Genomic DNA, 22,065 nt, shown 5'->3' with positions numbered 1-22,065 from the left:
CGGCTCCTGAGCGGCGCTGATGTGCGAGGGCTTGAACCGTTAGTCTAAACAAAAAGGCGGGCCCGAAAGCCCGCCTTTTCGCAACACTGGCCGAACGGCCTATGTCAGATCGCGCCGAGTTGATGCCGCAGAAACTCGTGGAAATGCTGCATGCCGGATTCCATCGGGCTCTGATACGGCCCGACCTGGTTCTCGCCACGCGACATCAGCGCGCGACGGCCCGCGTCCATGCGCTCGGCGATTTCATCGTCCTCACGCGCGGTTTCCATGTATGCGGCGCGTTCCGCCTCGATGAATTCACGCTCGAACAGCGCGATTTCCTCGGGGTAATAGAACTCGACGATGTTCGTCGTCTTTTGCGTTCCCTGCGGAATGAGCCACGACACGATCAGCACGTGCGGATACCACTCGATCATCAGACCGGGGTAGTAGACCATCCAGATGGCACCGAACTCGGGCGGCGCGCCGTTGCGAAAGCGCAGGACTTCGTCGTGCCACTTGCGGTACGTCGGGCTGCCCGGCTTCTCGAGATTCTTGTGGACGCCGACGGTCTGCACGCTGTACCAGTCGCCGAATTCCCACTCGAGGTTGTCGCACGAGACGAAGCTGCCGAGTCCCGGATGGAACGGCGCGACGTGGTAATCCTCAAGATAGACCTCGATGAAGGTCTTCCAGTTGTAGTTGCACTCGTGCACTTCGACGTGATCGAACATGAAGCCCGAAAAGTCGAAGTGGCGCGCGGTGCCAAGCCTCGCGAGATCAGCGGCGACGTTGCGGCCCTCCGATTCGAACAGCAGGCCTTGCCAGTTCTGCAGCGGCGTCTTGCCGAGGTTCAGGCAGGGCTTGTCCGCGAAATGCGGCGCGCCGAGCAGCTGACCGTCGAGATCGTAGGTCCAGCGATGCAGCGGGCAGACGATGTTGTCGGCACTGCCGCGGCCGTTGAGCATGATCGCCTGGCGATGGCGGCAGACATTCGACAACAGTTCGATATTGCTCTGCTGATTACGAACGAGCACGCGCCCTTCGCCCTCGCCCGGAAGCGCGAAATAGTTTCCCGCTTCGGGCACCATGAGTTCGTGCCCGATGTAGCGTGGACCTTGCTTGAAAAGTGTGTCGAGTTCGCGCATAAGAAGCGCTTCGTCAAAGTAAGCCGTGACTGGCAGCTGACTGTGAATGGCGTTCAGCTGCAATGCATTGCTCAGATTGGACATTCCCACTCCCGATGAAAACGTGAAAGCAGTGAACAACCCAACCATCGAAGATTCGATTTAGGGAGCCCGCGATTATACCGAATTTCGCCACAGAGGGGCGCTTAAGGTCTTGATTTGGGTATAAATTGTCGCGAGAGTTCCTCGCAACGGCCCCGAAAACGAACGCGGAGGACACGATGCCGCAAGGATTGGCGGAGAATGCGACAACGCAGTGTTAGCCGTTCCGGATAGACCGGATGCAGGTCGAAAATTTGGCTTTTGCCGTAGAATGTGCGACTTGGTTCCAAAAATTCAATTGCACATCCACGATTCATGGCGAAGACCGCTGCCCAGGAAACAGACGAGAAATCCGGCGCTGACGTAGAGAGCGCAGACGCCGCGCAGCTTCCACAGAACTACGAGGCGGCGCTGGCCGAACTCGAATCGCTCGTTGCGCGCATGGAAGAGGGCGCGTTGAGTCTCGAGGAATCGCTCGCGGCATATCGCCGCGGCGCAGCGCTTGTGGGCTTTTGCCAACAGCAGCTCGAAAAAGTCGAGCAGCAGGTGCGCGTTCTCGACGGCGAGACGCTCAAGCCGCTGCCCGCCGAGGTAAAGCGTGCGACCCAGAGTGCGGGAACCGGAAACGACAACGGGGACGACGACCTATGACCTTCGAACAATGGATGCGCGCGACGCTCGACCGCGTCGAGACGGCACTCGAACACACGCTTCCGCGCACGGACATCGCGCCCGCGCGCCTGCACGAGGCCATGCGCTATGCCGTGCTGGGCGGCGGCAAGCGGGTGAGACCGCTGCTGGTCCACGCGGCGGGCGAGCTGACCGGCGCGAGCGCGCATGCTGTGGAAGCAGCGAGCGCGGCGCTCGAGATGATTCACGTCTATTCGCTGGTGCATGACGACATGCCCGCCATGGACGACGACGCACTGCGCCGGGGTAAGCCCACGGTACACATCCAATATGACGAAGCGACGGCACTGCTCGTCGGCGACGCGCTGCAATCGCAGGCGTTCGTCGCGCTGACCGCCGAAGGCAATGGCCTGAACGATGCCCAGCAAGCCGCGCTCGTGCGCGAACTGGCGGTCGCGAGCGGCTCGCTCGGCATGGCGGGCGGGCAGGCCATCGACCTGGAAAGCGTCGGGCGCAAGCTGTCGCGGCCCGAACTCGAAACGATGCATCGCAAGAAGACGGGCGCGCTGCTGCGCGCGTCGGTGCGCATGGGCGCGCTCGCGGGCGCGCATCCTGGCGCGGATGCGCTGGCGTCGCTGGATCAGTATGCTGCCGCAATCGGCCTCGCGTTTCAGGTCGTCGACGACATTCTGGACGTCACCGCCGACTCCGCCACGCTCGGCAAGACCGCCGGCAAAGATGCGCAGCACGACAAGCCCACTTATGTATCGATCATCGGGCTCGACGCGTCGCGCGAACTCGCCGCGCAGCTCGGCCGCGACGCGCACGCCGCGATCGAGCCGTTCGGCGCACGCGGCCAGCGCCTGGCGGAGCTCGCCGATCTGGTTGTGAACCGGGTGAATTGATTGTTGAACGCGTGACAAAGCCCACGGCGCGATCGCTTTGATGAAACAATCGCGCCGAACGAATCACGCCAGTTTTCCTAAAATGGGACGACGATGTACGACTTGCTGAAAACCATCGACGATCCGGCCGATCTCCGCGCCCTCGATCGTCGCCAACTGCAACCGCTGGCCGACGAGCTGCGAGCCTATGTGCTCGACAGCGTGTCCCAGACGGGCGGCCATCTGTCGTCCAATCTGGGCACGGTGGAGCTGACGATCGCGTTGCACTATGTGTTCGATACGCCTAATGACCGCATCGTCTGGGATGTCGGCCATCAGACGTATCCACACAAGATACTCACCGGCCGACGCGATCAGATGCCGGGCCTGCGCCAACTGGGCGGGATATCCGGCTTCCCGCGCCGCAGCGAATCCGAATACGACACCTTCGGCACCGCGCATTCGAGCACGTCGATTTCGGCGGCGCTCGGCATGGCGATCGCCAACAAGCTGCAGGGCGACAACCGCTTTTCGATCGCCGTGATCGGCGACGGCGCGATGACCGCGGGCATGGCCTTCGAGGCGATGAACAACGCAGGCGTCGCCGACGACGTGCCGCTGCTCGTGATCCTCAACGACAACGACATGTCGATCTCGCCGCCGGTCGGTGCGCTGAATCGCCATCTCGCGCGTCTGATGTCGGGCCGTTTCTACGCCGCCGCGCGCGCGGGCGTCGAACGCGTGCTGCGCCATGCGCCGCCCGTGCTCGATCTCGCACGCAAGCTCGAGGAGCACGCGAAGGGCATGATCGTGCCGGCCACGCTCTTCGAAGAGTTCGGCTTCAACTACATCGGGCCGATCGACGGTCACGATCTCGACTCGCTGATCCCGACGCTGCAGAACATCAAGGAACTGCGCGGTCCGCAATTCCTGCACGTCGTCACGAAGAAAGGCCAGGGCTACAAGCTCGCCGAGGCCGATCCGGTGCTCTATCACGGTCCCGGCAAGTTCAATCCGGCCGAAGGCATCAAGCCCGCGGCGACGCCTGCGAAGAAGACCTACACGCAAGTGTTCGGTGAATGGCTGTGCGACGCCGCGGCGCTTGACTCGCGCGTGGTCGGCATCACGCCGGCAATGCGTGAAGGCTCGGGCATGGTGGAGTTCGAGAAGCGCTTTCCGGATCGTTATTTCGATGTCGGCATCGCCGAGCAACACGCGGTTACATTCGCGGGCGGGCTCGCGGCGGATGGCATGAAGCCCGTCGTCGCCATTTACTCGACGTTCCTGCAACGCGCGTATGACCAGTTGATCCACGACGTCGCACTGCAGAATCTGCCGGTGGTATTCGCGATCGACCGCGCGGGGCTCGTCGGCGCGGATGGCGCGACGCACGCCGGCAACTACGATCTCGCGTTCCTGCGCTGCATTCCGAACATGACGGTGATGACCGCGTCGGACGAAAACGAGTGCCGCCAGATGCTCTACACGGCGCTGCAGCAGCCGAATCCGACCGCTGTGCGCTATCCGCGCGGCGCGGGCACGGGCGTCGCGACCGTCAAGCAGATGACCGCGATTCCCGTCGGCAAGGGCGAAATTCGCCGTGAGTCGTCGCAGAAACTCGGCTCGGGCAAGCGCATCGCGATTTGCGCGTTTGGCACGATGGTCGCGCCGTCGGTCGCCGCCGGGGAAGAGCTGGATCTGACCGTCGCCAACATGCGCTTCGTGAAACCGGTCGACGCCGATCTGCTGCGCGAACTCGCCGCGACGCACGACGCCATCGTGACGATCGAAGAAGGCGCGATCATGGGCGGCGCGGGCTCCGCGTGCGTCGAAGCGCTGCTGGCGAGCGGCGTCATCAAGCCGGTGCTGCAACTCGGTTTGCCCGACGTCTTTATCGACCATGGCGATCCCGCCAAGCTGCTGTCGAGCGTGGGCCTCGACGCGGCCGGTATCGTCCGCTCGATTCGCGAGCGCTTTCTCGACGCCGTCGAAAGCGCGCACGCAGGCAAGCTGACGAAGCGCGTCGCCTGACGCATCGCTTCGAACGGCGCGCTCGGGGCGCGCCGTGCATCAACGCTTTGGCACACGGCGCGGACTTTCATCCGCGCCGTGTGCGCTTCAACGTTTCGAACCGCCCGCGTTTCTCCGACGCGCGGCGCATAAGGACAAACAAAATGAATCAGATGAATCCCGCCTTCGTGATGCCCGACGTCCAGAGCACGCCCGACACGCGCCAGATCGCGATTCAGCGCGTGGGTGTCAAAGGCGTGCGGCATCCGTTGTCGGTGGTGACGCAAAGCGGCGTCAAGCCGAGCGTCGGTGTGTGGAATCTCGACGTGCATCTGCCCGCCGATCAGAAGGGCACGCACATGTCGCGCTTCGTCGCGCTGCTGGAGGAGAATCGCCATCCGCTCGATCAGCACGCGCTGCGCGGTTTGCTCGCCGTGATGTTGTCGAAGCTCGAAGCGCATTCGGGGCGCATCGAAGTCACGCTGCCGTATTTCGTGATGAAGACGGCGCCGATTTCCGGCGTGCAGAGCCTGCTGGACTACGAAGTGACGTTCATCGCACAGCGGCGCGACGGCGAAACGAGCATGTCGATGAAAGTGCTCGTGCCGGTGACAAGCCTGTGCCCGTGCTCGAAGCAGATCTCGCAGTACGGCGCGCATAACCAGCGCTCGCACGTGACGATCACGGCCGAAGTCGCCGATGACATCGCGGTCGAGGAGCTGATCCGTATCGCGGAAGAAGAAGCGTCGTGCGAACTGTGGGGTTTGCTGAAGCGTCCCGACGAAAAGTTCGTGACCGAGCGCGCATATGAAAATCCGAAGTTCGTCGAAGACCTCGTGCGCGATGTCGCGACGCGCCTGAACGCGGATCAGCGCATCGTCGCGTACGTGCTCGAAGCGGAGAACTTCGAGTCGATCCACAATCACAGCGCGTACGCGGTGATCGAGCGGGACAAGCGCCGCGACGCGTAAGTCTTTTCAGGCGAGCGCCGTTTCCGACGAAACGTGCGTCTCCCGCACCGAAGCCACGACCAGCGACGCCAGCCGCTCGACGGGCGGCGATGCGCTTCCCGCAGCGCGATGCAACGCGAGCGGAATCGAAGGCAACGCGGGCAGGCCGAATTCGCTCGCGTCGATCGCGCGCACGGTTGCCGGCAATCCGTAGCTCGTCCGCACCGTCACACCCAGACCCGCCGCGGCCGCCGCCCACAATCCCGACAGACTCGGGCTCGTGAACGCCACGCGCCATTTGATGCCCGCGCGGTCGAGCGCCGCGGCCGCCGCGCTGTTGAAAAGACACGGACGATCGAACGCGATGAGCGGCAAGGGCTCGTCGGCGTCGAAGTGCCACGGAACCGCCGATGACGCGATCCAGCGCATGCGCGGCGCGGCGATCGGCTCGGCGATCATCGCGGCGTTGCTGTCGCCGGTGACGCTCGTCGCGCCCCAGGCGAGCGCGAGATCGAGCTGCCCCGAATCGATGCGCTCCAGCAACTCCGTATTGCGTCCGACGCGCGCCTCGATCCGCACCTTCGGATGCGCCCGCGCGAACCGGCCGAGCACGTCCGGCAACACCACTTCGCCGAAGTCTTCCTGCAAGCCGAGCCGGATCCAGCCCTCCAGATCGACGCCGCGAATCGCCGCCGAGGCTTCATCGTTCAGATCGACGAGACGCCGTGCATAGGCGAGCATCACCTCGCCCGCGTCGGTGAGCGCGAGTCCGCGCCCGGATTTGCGAAACAGCACCGCGCCCGCCTGTTCTTCCAGCTTGCGCAGTTGGGCGCTCACCGCCGACGTCGAGCGTCCGACGCGGTCCGCCGCCTTCGCGAAGCTGCCCAGATCCATCCCCGCCACGAAGCTGCGCAGCACCGCGAGATCGAAAGTCGTCTGACTCATGGCAATCGTCCTGATTTTCCGAATGATCGATGAAAAACTTTGCGATTTTCAGGACGATGCTAAGCCTGCAAACTGCGTGAAGTCAATCCTATATGGACCGCATGATGGCCACTTCTCTCATAAAGGGTGTTCCCGAATTCGGCGTCGGGCATCGCTGGAAAGTGCTCGGCGTCGGCGTGGCGGCCAACGCCAGCTTTTCGGCCGCGGCGGCGGGCATCCCGACCACCGGTGTGTGGATGCGCAGCGGCTATCACCTGAGCAACGGCGAACTCGGGCTCGTGCTGGGCGCGCTGGGGCTCGGGATCGCGATATCGGAGCTACCGTGGGGCGTATTGACGGATCGCTGGGGCGATCGTCCCGTTTTGCTGACCGGTCTGCTATCGACTGCTGCTGTGCTCGTCGCGATGAGTCTTTTCGCGGTGCCATCGTCGGCCACGCTCGCCTGGCTCGTCTTTGCGATGTGCGCGCTCGGTGTGCTGGGCGGCAGCGTGAACGGATCGAGCGGACGCGCGGTGATGGCGTGGTTCGCCGAAGGCGAGCGCGGTCTCGCGATGAGCATCCGGCAAACCGCGGTGCCGCTCGGCGGCGGCATCGGCGCGGCGTTGCTGCCGTGGCTGGCGTCGTCGCATGGCTTCGCGGCGGTCTTCGGCGCGCTCGCGGCGATGTGCGCGGTGTCCGGCGCGTTCGCATGGCGCTGGCTGCGCGAGCCACCGGACGCGACGCATCGCGCGGCGGCGCACAAGGGCCCCGCGCCGCTCACGAACGTGCTGGTCTGGCGCGTCGTGCTCGGCATCGGCATCCTGTGCGTGCCGCAGATCGCGGTGGTGACCTTCGCGACCGTATTCCTGCACGATGCCGGCCATTTCGGCGTGACGGAGATCAGCGCGACGATGGGCGCGATCCAGCTCGGCGCGATGGCGATGCGCGTCTGGAGCGGCCGTCACACGGACCGGCACGGCAATCGGCGCGCGTATCTGAGGATGTCGGTGATCGTGGCGTCGGCATCGTTCGTCGCGCTGGCGGCGGCGATCGCGATGGGCGCCGCGCACACGCCGTTGCTGCTCGCGGCCATGCTCGTCTTCGCGGGCATCTGCGTCTCGGCGTGGCACGGCGTCGCGTACACGGAACTGGCGACGCTCGCAGGCACGCAACGCGCCGGCACCGCGCTTGGCATGGGAAACACGGCCGCGTTCGCCAGTTTCTTCTTGACGCCGCTCGTCCTGCCGCACGTGCTCGCGGCCAGTTCGTGGGCGATCGTGTGGCTGGCTGCAGGCGTGTGCGCGTCGTTCGCGTTCTGGTTGTTCCCGGAGCCCGCGCGACCTTAAACTGGCCGTCCTGCAAACGACCACGCGGAGCGCAACGTGATCCTCATCGGCCAATACGATTCACCGTTCGTGCGGCGCATCGCCATCGCGCTGAAGCTCTACGGCATGGCCTACGAACATCGCCCGTGGTCGACCTTCGGCGATGCCGACAAGATCGCGCCCTACAACCCGCTTTGCCGCGTGCCGACGCTCGTGCTCGATTCGGGCGATGCGCTCATCGAAAGCACGATGATTCTCGACTATCTAGACGAACAGGCCGGTGACGCCCGCGCGATGGTCGCATCGGGCGGGCCGCAGCGGTGGCAGGCACTGAAGGTGTGCGCGCTCGCGACGGGTCTCGCCGACAAGGCCGTCGCGCTCGTCTACGAACGCGTGATGCATCGGGAGAAGTCGCAGACGTGGCTCGATCGCTGCACGGGGCAGGTGGAGCGTGTGCTGAATGCGCTGGAAGCCGATCGTGCCCCGCGCGCGACGCCTTACTGGTTCGGCGATTCGATCGGCCACGCGGATATCGCGGTGGCGTGTGCGCTGCGCTTTGCGCGCGAGGCGCATCCGGAGATTTTTACATCGACGCGCTGGCCGACATTGATCGGCCACAGCGACCGGTGCGAAGGGCTGCCGGTCTTCAAAGCCATCGTGCAGCCGTTCAGCCCTCCGCGATAAAAATCAGGCGCGCGCGAGCGACGTGAGATCCCAGCGCGGCTTCACGGTGAACGCGTAATCGCGCACGGCCTGCTCCGGCCAGCGCGAAAGCCGCAGCGCGCCCGCGAGCGCGATCATCGCGCCGTTGTCGGTGCAGAGCGACAAGTCGGGGTAATGCACATCGAAGCGCCGCTTCTGCGCCGCCGCCGACAGCGCCTCGCGCAACTGCCGGTTCGCGCCGACGCCGCCCGCCACGACGAGCCGCTTCAGGCCCGTCTTCTTCAGCGCGGCCAGCGATTTGGCGACGAGCACATCCACGGCCGCGTCGACGAAACCGCGCGCGAGATCCGCTTTCGCCTGTTCGCAGACGTTGTCGAACTTGCGGCTCTGCGTGAGCACAGCGGTTTTCAGGCCGCTGAAACTGAAATCGAGATCGCCGGAATGAAGCATCGGGCGCGGCAGCGTGACTGCACCGGGCGTGCCGAATTCCGCGAGCCGCGACACTTCCGGTCCGCCCGGATAGCCGAGGCCGAGCAGCTTCGCGGTTTTGTCGAAGGCTTCGCCGGCGGCATCGTCGAGGGTTTCGCCGAGAGTCTCGTAGACGCCGACATCGGTCACGCGCATCAACTGCGTGTGTCCGCCCGACACGAGCAGCGCGACGAACGGAAACGGCGGCGGTTCATCGACGAGCAGCGGCGACAGCAAATGCCCTTCGAGATGATGGATGCCGACGGTCGGCTTGTCCCAGGCCATCGCGAGCGAATTGGCGATGCTCGCGCCCACCAGCAGCGCGCCCGCGAGGCCCGGTCCCTGCGTGAACGCGATGGCGTCGATGTCGGCGCGCTCGGCGCCGGATTTCGCGAGCACTTCCTCGAGCAGCGGCAGCGCGCGGCGGATGTGATCGCGCGAAGCCAGCTCCGGCACGACGCCGCCGTAATCGCGATGCATCGCGATCTGCGAGTGAAGGGCGTGCGAAAGCAGGCCGCGCTCGGTGTCGTAGAGCGCGAGGCCGGTTTCGTCGCAGGAGCTTTCGATGCCTAGAACTAGCATGGGCGTGATGCGCTGGAGGGAACAGAAAAGTATAGCAGCGGCGGTCAAAGCGCGTCCCGCGGGTAGAATGCCCGCATGGAATCTTTCGATATCGCCGTCATCGGCGCGGGCGCGGCCGGCATGATGTCCGCGGCCGTGGCCGCGCAATCCGGGCGCCGCGTCGTGCTCATCGACCACGCCGAACGCCTCGCCGAGAAAATCCGCATCTCCGGCGGCGGGCGCTGCAACTTCACCAACATCAACGCGCAGCCGGCCAATTTTCTGTCGGCGAACCCGCATTTCTGCCGCTCCGCGCTCGCGCGCTACACGCCGCGCGATTTTCTCGCGCTGCTCAAGCAATATCGCGTGAAATGGCACGAGAAGCACAAGGGCCAGCTCTTCTGCGACGACTCCAGCGAAACGATCATCGACCTGCTGAAAAGCGAGTGCGATGCGGGCGGCGTCGCGTGGCGGCGTCCGGTCGTCGTGCACGATATCCGTCACGACGGCGCGCGTTTCGCGCTCGACACGACTGCGGGCGCGATCGGCGCGGCGGCGCTCGTGATCGCGACGGGCGGCCTGTCCATTCCGAAGATCGGTGCGACGGACTTCGGCTATCGCGTCGCGAAGCAGTTCGGCCACAAGCTCATCGATACGCGTCCCGCGCTCGTGCCGCTGACGTTCACGTCAGCCGACTGGGCGCCGTTCGCCGCGCTGTCGGGGCTTTCGCTGCCGGTGCGCATCGGCACGGGCAAAGGTAAAACGCGCGGCGAGTTCGATGAAGACCTGCTGCTCACGCATCGCGGTGTGTCGGGCCCGGGCGTGCTGCAGATATCGAGCTACTGGAACACGTCGGAGCCGATTCACGTCGACCTGCTTCCCGATGCCGACGCCACCGAAATGCTCATCGAAGCCAAAGCGGGCGCGAAAAAGCAGATCGGCAATTTTCTGGCCGAGCACGTCCCCGCGCGGCTCGCGCACGCATGGCTGGAAGCGCAGCGCGTGCCCGTCGATGCGCGCCTCGCCGATCTGCCCGACCGCACCTTGCGCGCGCTCGGCGCGTCGCTGTCGGACTGGACGCTCACGCCGAGCGGCACCGAAGGGTATCGCAAGGCGGAGGTCACGCGCGGCGGCGTCGACACGCGCGAGCTTTCGTCCGCAACGATGATGAGCGAGCGCATCGCCGGCCTTTATTTCATCGGCGAAGCGGTCGATGTCACCGGCTGGCTCGGCGGCTATAACTTCCAGTGGGCGTGGGCATCGGGCGTCGCGTCGGGCAAGGCCGCCGCTGAGTTCGCACGCAGCGCCGCAACGGCCGCGTAAGTGTCGGGCGCGGGGTTTTGGCGAGCCTCGGAAAGCCGACCCGTTTGCTATACTCGGACGGTCATCGGAGGATTCTCTCCGCTCTGGCTGGCGCTCTGAAAACGTCCTGCTAAATCCCGCTTGAGGAGGCGTTCCCAAGCGGGTTTTTGCTTTCGCGGGATGGTCGCGCGCGCAGCCGGAATCCAAACTTTCGCAATTGCACCGGGTGAACAATGAGCCTCAAAGACCAGATCAGCGACGACATGAAGACTGCGATGCGCGCGAAGGAGACCGAGCGCCTCGGCACGATTCGCCTGCTGCTCGCGGCAATCAAGCAACGTGAAGTCGACGATCGCATCACGCTCGACGACGCGGGCATCACCGGTGTCATCGACAAGATGATCAAGCAGCGCAAGGATTCGATCAGCCAGTTCGAAGCCGCGGGCCGCACCGATCTCGCCGACAAGGAAAAGGCGGAGCTGGCGGTGTTGTCGGCGTACATGCCCGAACAGCTTTCCGCCGATGCGATCGCCGCCGAAGTTCAGGCCGCCATCGCCGCGACGGGCGCCGCCGGCCCGCAGGACATGGGCAAGGTCATGGGCGTGCTGAAGCCGAAGCTCGCGGGCAAGGCCGACATGACCGCCGTCTCCGCGCAGGTGAAGGCCGCACTCGCCAAGTGACTTGCGCAGCAGACTGACCGGTGATCCCGCACGCATTCCTGCAGGACTTGCTCAACCGCGTCGATATCGTCGACGTGGTGGGCCGCTACGTCCAGTTGAAAAAGGGCGGCGCGAACTTCATGGGCCTCTGTCCGTTTCATAACGAGAAGAGCCCGTCGTTCACGGTCAGCCCGACCAAGCAGTTCTATCACTGCTTCGGCTGCGGCGCGCACGGCACCGCAATCGGCTTTCTGATGGAGCACACCGGACTCACGTTTCCGGAGGCCGTGAAAGACCTCGCGCAAGGCGCCGGATTGACGGTGCCGCAGGAGCCGTCATCGTTCAATCGTGGCGGTGGCAGTGACTACGCGCCGAGCAAGGCGGTCAGCGTCGCGCTGACGGACGTAATGCAGACGGCGTGCGATTTTTATCGCAAGCAACTGCGCGGCGCGCCGAACGCCATCGCTTATCTGAAAAAGCGCGGGCTGACCGGCGAGATCGCTGCGCGCTTCGGCCTCGGCTACGCGCCGGACGGCTGGCAGAATCTCGAAGCTGCATTTCCCGATTATCGCGATGAAAACCTGGTGGAATCCGGGCTCGTGATCGTCAGCGAGAAAACCGATTCGCAGGGTCAGGCGCGGCGCTACGACCGCTTCCGCGAACGCGTGATGTTCCCGATTCGCAACGTGAAAGGCAACGTGATCGGCTTCGGCGGACGCGTGCTCGACGGCGGCGAGCCAAAGTATCTGAACTCGCCGGAAACGCCGTTGTTCAGCAAGGGCAGCGAACTATACGGATTGTTCGAAGCGCGGCTTGCGATTCGCGAACTGGGCTACGTGCTCGTCGTCGAAGGCTATATGGATGTCGTCGCGCTCGCGCAGCTTGGTTTCGCGAACGGCGTCGCAACGCTCGGCACGGCCTGCACGCCGGTTCATGTGCAAAAGCTGTTTCGACAGACCGATACCGTGGTCTTCAGTTTCGACGGCGATTCGGCCGGCCGCCGCGCGGCGCGGCGCGCGCTGGAGGCCGCGCTGCCGCACGCGGCGGACAATCGCACGATCAAGTTCCTCTTCCTGCCGAAAGAGCACGATCCTGACAGCTACGTGCGCGAGTTCGGCACCGACGGATTTGGCGAGCAGGTCGATCGTGCAATGCCGCTGTCGCAATTCCTGCTGAACGAGGTGTTGAACGACAAGGAACTGGAGCAGCCCGAAGGCCGCGCGAAAGCGCTCTTCGACGCGAAACCGCTGCTTCAGGCGCTGCCCGCGAACGCGCTGCGGGTCCAGATTCTGCATATGCTCGCGGACCGGCTCGACACGCCGTTCACCGAGATCGCCGCGCTGTGCGACATTGATTCGCGTGCGGCCGCCGTCGCGCGCGCGAACGTGCCGAAGAGCGAGCGCCGTCGCGTAACGGGCCAGGAACAGCGTGCGCTGCGCAATCTGGTGATGTATCCGGGCATCGCGGGTTCGCTCGATCAGGACAGCGAACGCACCCTCGTCACGATGACCGAGCACGGCGAGCTTTTCAGCGAGGTGATCGGTCACGCGCGCGAACTCGGCGGCGAAGCGGAGTTTCAGATGCTTTCGGACGTCTTGAGAAATGCAGCAAATGCGCCCACGTACGAAGATATCTTCCAGGAAATTCTCGCCTATGATGAAAACGTTCGCGATTTGCTGATGCGCGACCCGTCCGACGAGGGTGCGGCGCAGCGGGTCGAGGAACAACGACGCCTGCTCGCGGAGGAATTGCAGGCGACGGTCGTCAAGCTGCGTCATGACAGTTATCGGGCGCGGCTGGATCAGCTGGCCCGGCAGTCGAGCCTGTCCGCGGAAGAGGTCGCTGAGTTCTCGGATCTGTCAGCGAAAGTGGCGCAGATCAAGGCGGGGCGGGGCGCGAACCCGGAAGCGGGAAGATGAGAATGCTATAATCAAAAGTTCAAACCGAACTGCTTTTTGTCAACTGTTTGAGGGTTTTTACTAACTTTTAGCGGCAGATGCAGGGCGGGCGTCGAGCAATTGGCAAAGAGCATTTGACGTTGTATCGCGGTAAGAGCAAGAGGCGGAATAGAAGCGGAAGAAGGGCAATGGCGTGCTTGGCTGGCTTCGTGGGACGTACCGCATAAATCACACGAAAGGGCCGGATAAGCACGCCGACGAACAGACGGGCGCAAGGGAAGCGGCTGCCATTGAAGGTAGGGCGAAGAGACGAATCACACTCGTTCGATCCGCGATGGCGCCCCGGGCAGGGCACGCAGGACGAAGCAGCGTGCGCGTATTGGGTATTCACGGTTCCATCGGCTGTTGTCCAGCAGCCGCGAGTCGAGACTAGAGCCGGTATGGCGAACTCCATGACGAAAAAGCTGAACGATGTATCCGTCGAAGACGACGCAGTGCAAAACGCAGAGTCTGGCGCCGCTCCGGCGGCGAAGGTCGAAAAGGCCAGGGCCCGCGACCGCCGCGCGAAGGAAAAAGCGCTTCTGAAGGACGCGTTCTCGTCGAGCGCGCCCGGCACCGTCGAGGAACTCGAGGAGCGGCGCGGCAAGCTGCGTGCGCTCATCAAACTCGGCAAGGAGCGCGGCTTCCTCACCTACGGCGAGATCAACGATCACCTTCCGGACAACTTCACGGAAACCGAGGCGATCGAAGGCATCATCAGCACGTTCAATGACATGGGCGTGGCGGTGTACGAGCAGGCGCCCGATGCCGAAACCCTTCTTCTGAACGACAACGCGCCGAACGCCTCTTCCGACGATGAAGTCGAGGAAGAAGCCGAAGTCGCGCTCTCCACCGTCGATTCCGAATTCGGCCGCACGACCGACCCGGTGCGCATGTACATGCGCGAGATGGGCACGGTCGAACTGCTGACGCGCGAAGGCGAAATCGAGATTGCGAAGCGCATCGAAGATGGCCTGAAGCACATGGTCATGGCGATCTCCGCGTGCCCGACGACCATCGCGGACATTCTCGCGATGGCCGAGCGTGTGCAGAACGAGGAAGTGCGCGTCGATGAGCTCGTCGACGGCCTGATCGATCCGAACGCGCAGGACACGGACGGTTTCTCGGAGCAGGAAGCCGAGGCGATCGAATCGGAAGACGAGGAAACCGAGGAAGAGGGCGACGCGGAAGAGGAAGAAGAGGACGACGGCAGCGCGCAAGCCAGCGCCAACGCGGCGCAGCTCGAAGCACTCAAGCTCCAGTCGCTCGAGAAGTTCGCTCTCATCAGCGAATGGTTTGAAAAGATGCGCCGCGCCTACGAAAAGGAAGGCTACAAGTCGAAGGCTTATTTGAAGGCGCAGGAAGCCATCCAGACCGAGCTTATGAACATCCGCTTCACCGCGCGCACCGTAGAGCGCCTGTGCGACACGCTGCGTGCGCAGGTCGACGAGGTGCGTCAGGTCGAGCGGCAGATTCTGCATACCGTCGTCGACAAGTGCGGCATGCCGCGCGCGGAATTCATCACGCGCTTCCCCGGCAGCGAAACGGACCTCGAATGGTCCGACAAGGTCGTCGCGGAAGGTCACGACTACAGCGCGGTGCTGGAGCGCAACATCCCGGCGATTCGCGAACAGCAGCAGCGTCTTCTGGACTTGCAGGCGCGCGTCGTGTTGCCGCTGAAGGATCTGAAGGAGACCAACCGTCAGATGGCGGCGGGCGAGCTGAAGGCGCGCCAGGCGAAGCGTGAAATGACCGAGGCGAATCTGCGTCTCGTGATTTCCATCGCAAAGAAGTACACGAACCGCGGCTTGCAGTTCCTCGATCTCATTCAGGAGGGCAACATCGGCCTGATGAAGGCGGTGGACAAGTTCGAATATCGTCGCGGCTACAAGTTTTCGACCTACGCGACGTGGTGGATTCGTCAGGCCATCACGCGGTCGATCGCGGACCAGGCGCGCACGATCCGCATTCCGGTTCACATGATCGAGACGATCAACAAGATGAACCGCATCTCGCGGCAGATTCTGCAGGAGACCGGCCTCGAACCGGATCCGGCGACGCTCGCCGAGAAGATGGAGATGCCGGAGGACAAGATCCGCAAGATCATGAAGATCGCGAAGGAGCCGATCTCCATGGAAACACCGATCGGCGACGACGACGATTCGCATCTCGGCGATTTCATCGAGGATACGAACACGGTTGCGCCTTCCGATGCCGCGCTGCATGCCTCGATGCGGGACGTCGTGAAAGACGTGCTCGACTCGCTGACGCCGCGCGAGGCGAAGGTGTTGCGGATGCGCTTTGGCATCGAGATGAGCACGGACCACACGCTGGAAGAGGTCGGCAAGCAGTTCGACGTGACGCGTGAGCGGATCAGGCAGATCGAGGCAAAGGCGCTCCGCAAGTTGCGTCATCCGAGCCGGTCGGACAAGCTCAAGTCGTTCCTCGAAGGCAACTGACGGGACTTGTTTTGAGAGGCGTAGTGAGGCAAACTCGCTACCCTTCGAGAGACGCCCAGCGCAATGTTCGGATGTGACAGAAAGCGCCGATAGCGGCGCTTTCTTTTTGCCCTTCCTCTTCTCAAAGGGCCGGAAGCTTAACTGGTATAAGCTGTCGACTCATAATCGACCGATAGAGGGTTCGAGTCCCTCCCGGCCCACCAAATATTCCTTCCTAAAAGCCGCTGGCCGTTTCGCTTTACGCGGCGGAGGCGCCCGCAAATAGCGCGAGATAGTCGGCGGGGTTGACTGGCCGGTCATTCACGCGTACCTCGAAATGCAGGTGCGGGCCCGTCGAGCGGCCGGTCGATCCAACTTCGGCGATGGACTCGCCTGGCTTCACCGTCTGCCCGACGCGTACCTCGATCTTCGATGCATGAGCATAGCGCGTGATAACGCCATGTCCGTGATCGATCTCGACGGCGTTGCCATAACCGGGCATCGGACCGGCCCGGATCACGCGACCGCCGGCGGCCGCGAGGATAGGGGTTCCCGTTGGGGCGGACAGGTCCAACCCTGGGTGAAAACTCAGGTGATGCGTGAATGGGTCGAGGCGGTTGCCAAACAATGAACTGGTGCGCCCGAATGCGACCGGACGGCGGCCCGGGAAGGCATCCAAGGCTGCCTCGCGCTGCGCCACATCCTGCTCGAGCGCAGAAAGCGTAGTCGAGAGGCAGTCGAGCTCGGCGCGGGGGATTTGCGGATTCGAATATGCAGAGGACGCCTGGCAAGGCCGGGGCGGTAGCTCGGGGCCGCCCGCGGCGTCGTCACCGGACGCGCGCGCTGATGCCACCTTGCCCGTTGCGGACGCGCGTGTCGCTCGTGCGCGCAGACGTTGGTCGAACGCGCTGAGGGTATCGACTTGCGCGGCGAGCCGCTCAATGCGAGCATCGAGCGAGGCGTTCGCGGCGTGCAGGCGCGCCAGCTCGCTTGCCGTGAGCGGGGAGGTCGTGGGAGCCCGTGCAGGCTCGCGATGGACGAGCGGCGCCGGCGTACTCTTATGCCCGACCGCGACACCGGCGTGCCCGACCGCAACACCGGCCGCCAGCGCAAGCAGGACCGCCGAGCACGCCGTGCTGACGATGCTGCGCAGCGCGCCGCGCCGCATCACGATGTACGGATCGTTTCTTTTGCACGAGATACCTGAACCCAATCTGACCTCCCAGCAACCCAGTGTCGTTTTTGAGATGGTAGGGGTGCGGCAAATCTCGGCCTATCGGACAGATCGGATAAATTCAGGATAGCGTCGCCGGTCTCGTATCGCCGTGCGCCAGGTCTTTGACAGGCGAGGACGTACGCCTCGCCATTTGGAATTACTGCGTCAGAGCGGCGACTTCGCGTTGTGCGATGAAATCGGCGGCAATACGGTTGTAAGCCGCAGGCATTACGTCATGGATGTCGCCAGCGCTTTCGAACTCGCCGTAGCAGATCGTGCCGTTGTAGTCGACATAGACGCTATTGCTCGCAGCCTTCAAATAGCGATAACCGCCCATCGATTCAATCGAGCCGCCGGACGAGGCTTGCGCTTGTTCCAGCGACTTCCAGCCAGACGACCCCGCCGATGCAAGATTCACCCAGATATGCGTCGTCACGACGGTATTCGGATTCTGATAAATCTGCGCGCCTTGCGGCATGGGAGACGTGTCGCCGTTCAGCAGTGCGTAGAGGCGATTTGTGCTGGGCCCCCGGTCCTGGCGGATCACGTCAGCGAGCGCTTGCCCCGACACGTCCTGCTGCTTGATCGTGACGCGATAGAGCGGTGTCGACATACCCTGCATCCCGATCTCGTAACCCTGCGAAAGCTTCTGGAAGATCTTCGAGTTCGTTCCGAGATCGGTGTAAGGCGTAGTTCGCGACGTAAACGCACCTTCAGATGTGATGTACGCCTGATCGACGTACCGCTGCGTGTAATCGCCCGCAACGGCGGCAGTAGCGGCGCTTACATTCGCGTCGGCGTCAGCGTTGACGAAGAACGACGTCCGCCCGGTCGCGACCACCTTGCCGCCGGTAGGCCCGGTGTTCGCGTCGAACTGGTAATAGCCCGAGCCGCTGTCCTTCATGAATATGCTGTTGAAGAAGCTGGCATTGGCGGACTCGCCGGCGTTGGAACTGCCGTTCGACGCGTTCGAATCGCCCTTGGATGCCTCGGAACTGGTCGATGCACCGTCGCTCGAGTTGCTGCCGCCGCCGCCGCAAGCGGAGAGCGTCACACCAAGAGCGAGGGCGATGATCGTTGCGATGGTCTGAGCTCGTTGTTTTGTTATGTCGCGCATGGGTTTCTTCAGATCGAAAAAACCAGCGATTTTCAATGAGCTGACAACACGCAGGAAGTGCGAAAAATCCTAATCGGCAAAGCCCTGAGGCAAACTGCGCCTCTGCATTCACGCTTTCTTGACGAATTCCGACTTCAAACTCATTGCGCCGAAGCCATCGATCTTGCAGTCGATATCGTGATCGCCGTCGACCAGGCGGATATTCTTTACCTTGGTCCCCATCTTGATCACGCCGCCCGAGCCTTTCAGTTTCAGGTCTTTGATGACCGTGACCGTATCGCCGTCCTGCAGGATGTTTCCGGCGCTGTCGCGATACACCTTGGCCTCCGGTTCAGCGGTCGCCGTGGTGCTCGTCCATTCGTGAGCGCAATCCGGGCAAATGAAAAGGTTGCCGTCCGTATAGGTGAATTCGGAGCGGCAGTTCGGGCAAGGGGGCAAAACGCTCATGAGTACTCCAGGCTGCTTGTGATGCATCGAAAGGCCGGCAGTATAGCGCCATGCGAGGCCGTTGTAATTTCTACATTCGAAATGGAGCGTGCAAGGATCCGCGTCGTTATATCCGTCCATACATTCCGCTGTATGCAAACGATAAAAATGTTTTGCTTTCATGGATGCTTCTTCTGCCCCAACATGAAGTGATTCGTAAAAGCACATGGAGCGAGACATGGAAAGCACTGCGGACTTGAAGCGCTACGAGTTACTGATCAACGGCGAGTTCGTCCCGCCGAGCGGCGGCGATTACTCGACGAACCTCGACCCGGCGACTGAAGGCCCCATCGCCCGCGTTGCACAGGGCACATCCGCCGACGTCGACCGTGCCGTGCAGGCAGCGCGTGCCGCGCTCAAGCCGTGGAACGCGATCCGCGCCGCCGAGCGCGGCCGTATCCTCATGAAGCTGGCTGAACTGCTGCGCGAAAATCAGGAAGAACTCGCGGCGCTGGAAAGTCTCGATGCGGGCAAACCGATCTCGGGCGTGCAGCGCCAGGACGTGCCCGCCGCCATCGATACGCTCGCGTACTACGCCGGCTGGTGCGACAAGATCAACGGCCAGGTCGTGCCCGCGCGCCCCGACGCACTGACCTACACGGTGCGCGAGCCGGTCGGCGTCGTCGCGGCGATCGTGCCGTGGAATTTCCCGCTGATGATCGGCATGTGGAAGATCGCGCCCGCGCTCGCGTGCGGCTGCACGCTGATCGTGAAACCCGCCGAAATCACGCCGCTCTCCGCGCTGATGGTCGGACGGCTCGCGCTCGAAGCGGGCGTGCCGCCGGGCGTGCTCAACATCGTCACGGGCAAAGGCTCGGTCGTCGGCGACTCTCTCGTTGCGCATCCGGGCGTCGACAAGGTGACGTTCACCGGTTCGCCGTCCGTCGGGCGCGGCATCCTGCAAGGCGCGGCGGGCAACTTCAAACGCGTCACGCTGGAACTCGGCGGCAAGTCCGCGAACGTGATCTTCGCGGACGCCAATATAGATAGTGCAGTGCGCGCCGCCGCGTCGGGCATCTTCTTCAATGCGGGCCAGGTTTGCTCGGCAGGTTCACGCGTGCTCGTGCAACGCGCCGTCTATGATGACGTCGTCGAACGGCTCGCCCAGCGTGCCCAGACCATCAAGCTCGGCGATCCGTCCAAGCGCGAAACCAACATGGGACCGCTCATCTCCGCCAAGCAGATGAAAAGCGTGCTCGATTACGTGGATATCGGTAAGGGCGAGGGTGCGTCGCTGGTGACGGGCGGGCGTCGATCCGGCGAGCGCGGCTATTTCGTCGAGCCGACCGTGTTCGCGAACGTCGAACACGAGATGCGCATTTCTCAGGAAGAGATCTTCGGGCCGGTCGCCAGCGTGATTCCCTTCGACGACGAGGCGGACGCACTGCGCATCGCCAATGGCACCGCGTACAGCCTCGCCGCGGGCGTGTGGAGCGCGGATATCGGCCGCGTGCATCGCATGGCGGCGGAACTGAAGGCGGGTACCGTCTGGGTGAACACCTACGGCTTCACCGATGTGCGGCTGCCGTGGGGCGGCGGCGGCGATTCGGGATTCGGCCGCGAACATGGCGATGTCGCCATCGAGAACTTCACCGAGCCGAAGGCCGTCTGGGTCGCGCTCGCGCCCTGAGTCTCAGGTTTCGCCGCGGGCAACCGCGGCGAATCGCAGGAACGCAAAAGGGCGGTCCGGATTTCCCGGACCGCCCCATCGATACGACCAAATCCGTCAGACGCGCGCCGTTTCCTGATTGCGCGCTCGCCAAAGCCGCGCCCGCTGCGTGCTGTCTTCATATTGGACAGTGTTTTGCCGGCACGCTTCGATCGTCGAATTCTTGCGTTCGACGATCGCCTGACACAGAAACTCGGCGCTATACGCCTTCAACAGATGCGGACATTGCGTCTCGATGTATTGCGCGATTTTTCCGTAATCGCTGTCCGCCGACGCGAGCGAGCGATACGTTTGCGGATCCCAACGGAACATCAGGTCGAGCTCTTCGAAAGCGGTGTTGAACGCGCAGACTTGTGCCTGAACTTCGCGGTCATCGGTGTGCGTTGCATGGGTCATGATCGTCTCCTGTATGGCCGTGGGGCTTGAATGCAGGATAGAAAACACGAACCATATACGACAGTTAAACTTTTTTCGCTTATCTATTCAGAAAGCTTTATGCGTTCGGCTTGCCCGTCGTCGCGACGATCTGCGTGATCGCTTCGATCTGCGCGGCGCCTTCCTCGACAAGGAATTGCTTGAATGCGAGCGCGACCGGCGGCAGGCGCTTGTTATGCCGATGCACGACGAACCAGTTGAGCATCACGGGAAAACCCTCGATATCCAGCACCGACAGCTTGCCCACCTGCAGTTCCATGCTGATCGTATGCGCGGAAAGAAAGCTCAGACCCATGCCCGCGATCACGGCCTGCTTGATCGTCTCGGTGCTGGTGATTTCCATCGCGACATTGAGGTTGCCGAGCCGACCGGCGAAACCTTCTTCCATCGAATTCCAGGTGTCCGAGCCGCGCTCACGGACGATGAACGGCTCGTCGGCGAGTGCTTCGAGCGGTACGTTTCTGCGCCCGACCAACGGATGATCCGGCGGCGCCACGATGACGTACGGATGGGGCGCAAAAGAAACGTTGACGGTGTCCATATCGCGCGGCGGACGCACCATCACGGCGAGGTCGGTGAGATTGTCGGAAAGCTGATGGAGCAACTCTTCGCGATTGTGCACCGCGAGATTGAGGCGCACGTCGGTATTACGCTGGGTGAAAGCGGCCAGCAGCCTTGGAAAGAAGTAGTCGCCCGCGCTGATCACCGCGACGTTCAGCGTCCCGCCTGAAATGCCCTTGAGCCGTGCCATCGCGTCGTCGGCTTCGCGAAACTGCTCGAGGATCGCGCGGCTGTAATGGAGCATCTCGTTCCCGGCGGGCGTGAGATAGATTTTTTTTCCTAATTGCTCAAATAAGGGCAAACCGGCATGCTCCTCCAACTGCTTGACCTGGGTCGAGACCGCAGGTTGCGTGAGGTAGAGCTCTTCGGCGGCGCGGGAAAAGCTCAACCGGCGGGCGACGGTCTCGAAGATCTTCAGTTGACGCAGGGTGGCGTTGCGCAGCACGGCGATCCTTGATCCATTCACGATAGCTAATTTATACAATAACTTTTTCTAACTTTCCTTAATCGTTTTTCTCCCCCACGATGCTTTCACGTCCTCGCCAGTTGTAAGGCGGACGGCATCGCCCCGCAGCACACGAAGCCTGCAAAGGCCGCATAACCATCCGGACTTCATTGGGAA

The 22,065-nt window shown here is 63.2% G+C and carries 20 protein-coding genes and 1 tRNA gene; 13 read left to right on the top strand and 8 right to left on the bottom strand.

Features of this window, described 5'->3' with window-relative positions; all coding sequences use genetic code 11:
- Positions 1–104: 104 nt before the first annotated feature.
- Positions 105–1,211 (bottom strand): aromatic ring-hydroxylating oxygenase subunit alpha, encoded by a 1,107-nt coding sequence (locus tag AWB74_RS02630; protein WP_061145157.1) that lies wholly within the window; start codon positions 1,209–1,211, stop codon positions 105–107.
- Between the two features lie 312 nt (positions 1,212–1,523).
- Between AWB74_RS02630 and AWB74_RS02625 the strand changes: the two genes are divergently transcribed.
- The 4 genes from AWB74_RS02625 to folE2 all read left to right on the top strand — a co-directional run bounded on the left by AWB74_RS02625 (position 1,524) and on the right by folE2 (position 5,703).
- On the top strand, positions 1,524–1,859 hold the full coding sequence (locus AWB74_RS02625; protein ID WP_061145156.1) for an exodeoxyribonuclease VII small subunit: 336 nt from the start codon (positions 1,524–1,526) through the stop codon (positions 1,857–1,859).
- A complete protein-coding gene (locus tag AWB74_RS02620; protein WP_061145155.1) occupies positions 1,856–2,743 on the top strand; it encodes a polyprenyl synthetase family protein in 888 nt (295 codons plus the stop codon). The genes AWB74_RS02625 and AWB74_RS02620 overlap by 4 nt, the downstream gene beginning before the upstream one ends.
- A 93-nt stretch (positions 2,744–2,836) precedes the next feature.
- Entirely contained in the window at positions 2,837–4,753 is a 1,917-nt protein-coding gene (gene dxs, locus AWB74_RS02615; RefSeq protein ID WP_061145154.1) for a 1-deoxy-D-xylulose-5-phosphate synthase, read from the top strand.
- Between the two features lie 143 nt (positions 4,754–4,896).
- The gene (gene folE2 / locus AWB74_RS02610; RefSeq protein WP_061145301.1) at positions 4,897–5,703 is read left to right on the top strand and encodes a GTP cyclohydrolase FolE2; all 807 of its coding nucleotides are present in this window, start codon (positions 4,897–4,899) and stop codon (positions 5,701–5,703) included.
- Positions 5,704–5,709: 6 nt separating this feature from the next.
- Here folE2 and AWB74_RS02605 read toward each other — a convergent pair whose 3' ends face one another.
- Entirely contained in the window at positions 5,710–6,627 is a 918-nt protein-coding gene (locus tag AWB74_RS02605) for a LysR substrate-binding domain-containing protein (RefSeq protein WP_061145153.1), read from the bottom strand.
- Positions 6,628–6,719: 92 nt separating this feature from the next.
- Here AWB74_RS02605 and AWB74_RS02600 point away from each other — a divergent pair, with 92 nt between their 5' ends.
- Both AWB74_RS02600 and AWB74_RS02595 read left to right on the top strand, forming a co-directional pair.
- The gene (locus tag AWB74_RS02600) at positions 6,720–7,952 is read left to right on the top strand and encodes an MFS transporter (protein WP_407642383.1); all 1,233 of its coding nucleotides are present in this window, start codon (positions 6,720–6,722) and stop codon (positions 7,950–7,952) included.
- A 36-nt stretch (positions 7,953–7,988) separates the two neighbouring features.
- Entirely contained in the window at positions 7,989–8,615 is a 627-nt protein-coding gene (locus tag AWB74_RS02595) for a glutathione S-transferase family protein (RefSeq protein WP_061145152.1), read from the top strand.
- 3 nt (positions 8,616–8,618) lie between these two features.
- Here the strand turns inward: AWB74_RS02595 and tsaD are convergent, their stop codons facing one another.
- Positions 8,619–9,644, bottom strand: a complete 1,026-nt coding sequence (gene tsaD, locus AWB74_RS02590; RefSeq protein ID WP_061145151.1) for a tRNA (adenosine(37)-N6)-threonylcarbamoyltransferase complex transferase subunit TsaD — start codon at positions 9,642–9,644, stop codon at positions 8,619–8,621.
- A 75-nt stretch (positions 9,645–9,719) separates the two neighbouring features.
- On the opposite strand from tsaD, the gene AWB74_RS02585 reads away from it, so the two are divergent.
- The 5 genes from AWB74_RS02585 (at position 9,720) to AWB74_RS02565 (ending at position 16,183) form a co-directional block, all read left to right on the top strand.
- Entirely contained in the window at positions 9,720–10,946 is a 1,227-nt protein-coding gene (locus AWB74_RS02585) for a BaiN/RdsA family NAD(P)/FAD-dependent oxidoreductase (protein WP_061145150.1), read from the top strand.
- A gap of 212 nt (positions 10,947–11,158) precedes the next feature.
- Positions 11,159–11,605 carry a GatB/YqeY domain-containing protein gene (locus AWB74_RS02580; RefSeq protein WP_061145149.1) on the top strand — a complete coding sequence of 149 codons (447 nt, stop codon included), beginning with the start codon at positions 11,159–11,161 and terminating at the stop codon, positions 11,603–11,605.
- A gap of 20 nt (positions 11,606–11,625) precedes the next feature.
- Entirely contained in the window at positions 11,626–13,503 is a 1,878-nt protein-coding gene (gene dnaG, locus AWB74_RS02575) for a DNA primase (protein WP_061145148.1), read from the top strand.
- Positions 13,504–13,922: 419 nt separating this feature from the next.
- On the top strand, positions 13,923–15,980 hold the full coding sequence (gene rpoD / locus AWB74_RS02570; protein WP_087038752.1) for an RNA polymerase sigma factor RpoD: 2,058 nt from the start codon (positions 13,923–13,925) through the stop codon (positions 15,978–15,980).
- Positions 15,981–16,106: 126 nt separating this feature from the next.
- Positions 16,107–16,183, top strand: a tRNA-Ile gene (locus AWB74_RS02565).
- A 35-nt stretch (positions 16,184–16,218) separates the two neighbouring features.
- Here AWB74_RS02565 and AWB74_RS02560 read toward each other — a convergent pair.
- Together AWB74_RS02560 and AWB74_RS02555 are read right to left on the bottom strand one after the other, a co-directional pair.
- On the bottom strand, positions 16,219–17,172 hold the full coding sequence (locus AWB74_RS02560) for a M23 family metallopeptidase (protein ID WP_143749136.1): 954 nt from the start codon (positions 17,170–17,172) through the stop codon (positions 16,219–16,221).
- Positions 17,173–17,332: 160 nt separating this feature from the next.
- Positions 17,333–18,079, bottom strand: coding sequence for a hypothetical protein (locus AWB74_RS02555; RefSeq protein WP_235024460.1), 747 nt, complete (start codon positions 18,077–18,079; stop codon positions 17,333–17,335).
- On the opposite strand from AWB74_RS02555, the gene AWB74_RS47145 reads away from it, so the two are divergent.
- Positions 18,078–18,266 carry a hypothetical protein gene (locus AWB74_RS47145; RefSeq protein WP_235024459.1) on the top strand — a complete coding sequence of 63 codons (189 nt, stop codon included), beginning with the start codon at positions 18,078–18,080 and terminating at the stop codon, positions 18,264–18,266. The genes AWB74_RS02555 and AWB74_RS47145 overlap by 2 nt on opposite strands.
- 134 nt (positions 18,267–18,400) lie before the next feature.
- Here AWB74_RS47145 and AWB74_RS02550 read toward each other — a convergent pair whose 3' ends face one another.
- Complete coding sequence (locus AWB74_RS02550) at positions 18,401–18,739, bottom strand: zinc ribbon domain-containing protein YjdM (RefSeq protein WP_061145297.1); 339 nt, start codon at positions 18,737–18,739, stop codon at positions 18,401–18,403.
- Between the two features lie 217 nt (positions 18,740–18,956).
- On the opposite strand from AWB74_RS02550, the gene AWB74_RS02545 reads away from it, so the two are divergent.
- A complete protein-coding gene (locus AWB74_RS02545) occupies positions 18,957–20,408 on the top strand; it encodes an aldehyde dehydrogenase family protein (protein WP_061145146.1) in 1,452 nt (483 codons plus the stop codon).
- Between the two features lie 96 nt (positions 20,409–20,504).
- Here AWB74_RS02545 and AWB74_RS02540 read toward each other — a convergent pair whose 3' ends face one another.
- Both AWB74_RS02540 and AWB74_RS02535 read right to left on the bottom strand, forming a co-directional pair.
- A complete protein-coding gene (locus AWB74_RS02540) occupies positions 20,505–20,843 on the bottom strand; it encodes a hypothetical protein (protein WP_061145145.1) in 339 nt (112 codons plus the stop codon).
- 97 nt (positions 20,844–20,940) lie between these two features.
- Complete coding sequence (locus tag AWB74_RS02535; protein WP_061145296.1) at positions 20,941–21,885, bottom strand: LysR family transcriptional regulator; 945 nt, start codon at positions 21,883–21,885, stop codon at positions 20,941–20,943.
- Positions 21,886–22,065 lie beyond the last annotated feature (180 nt).

Source organism: Caballeronia arvi (assembly GCF_001544695.2).
Lineage (GTDB): Bacteria > Pseudomonadota > Gammaproteobacteria > Burkholderiales > Burkholderiaceae > Caballeronia > Caballeronia arvi.
Note: the sequence above shows the minus strand (reverse complement) of the source record. Positions and strands in the feature narration are given on the sequence as shown.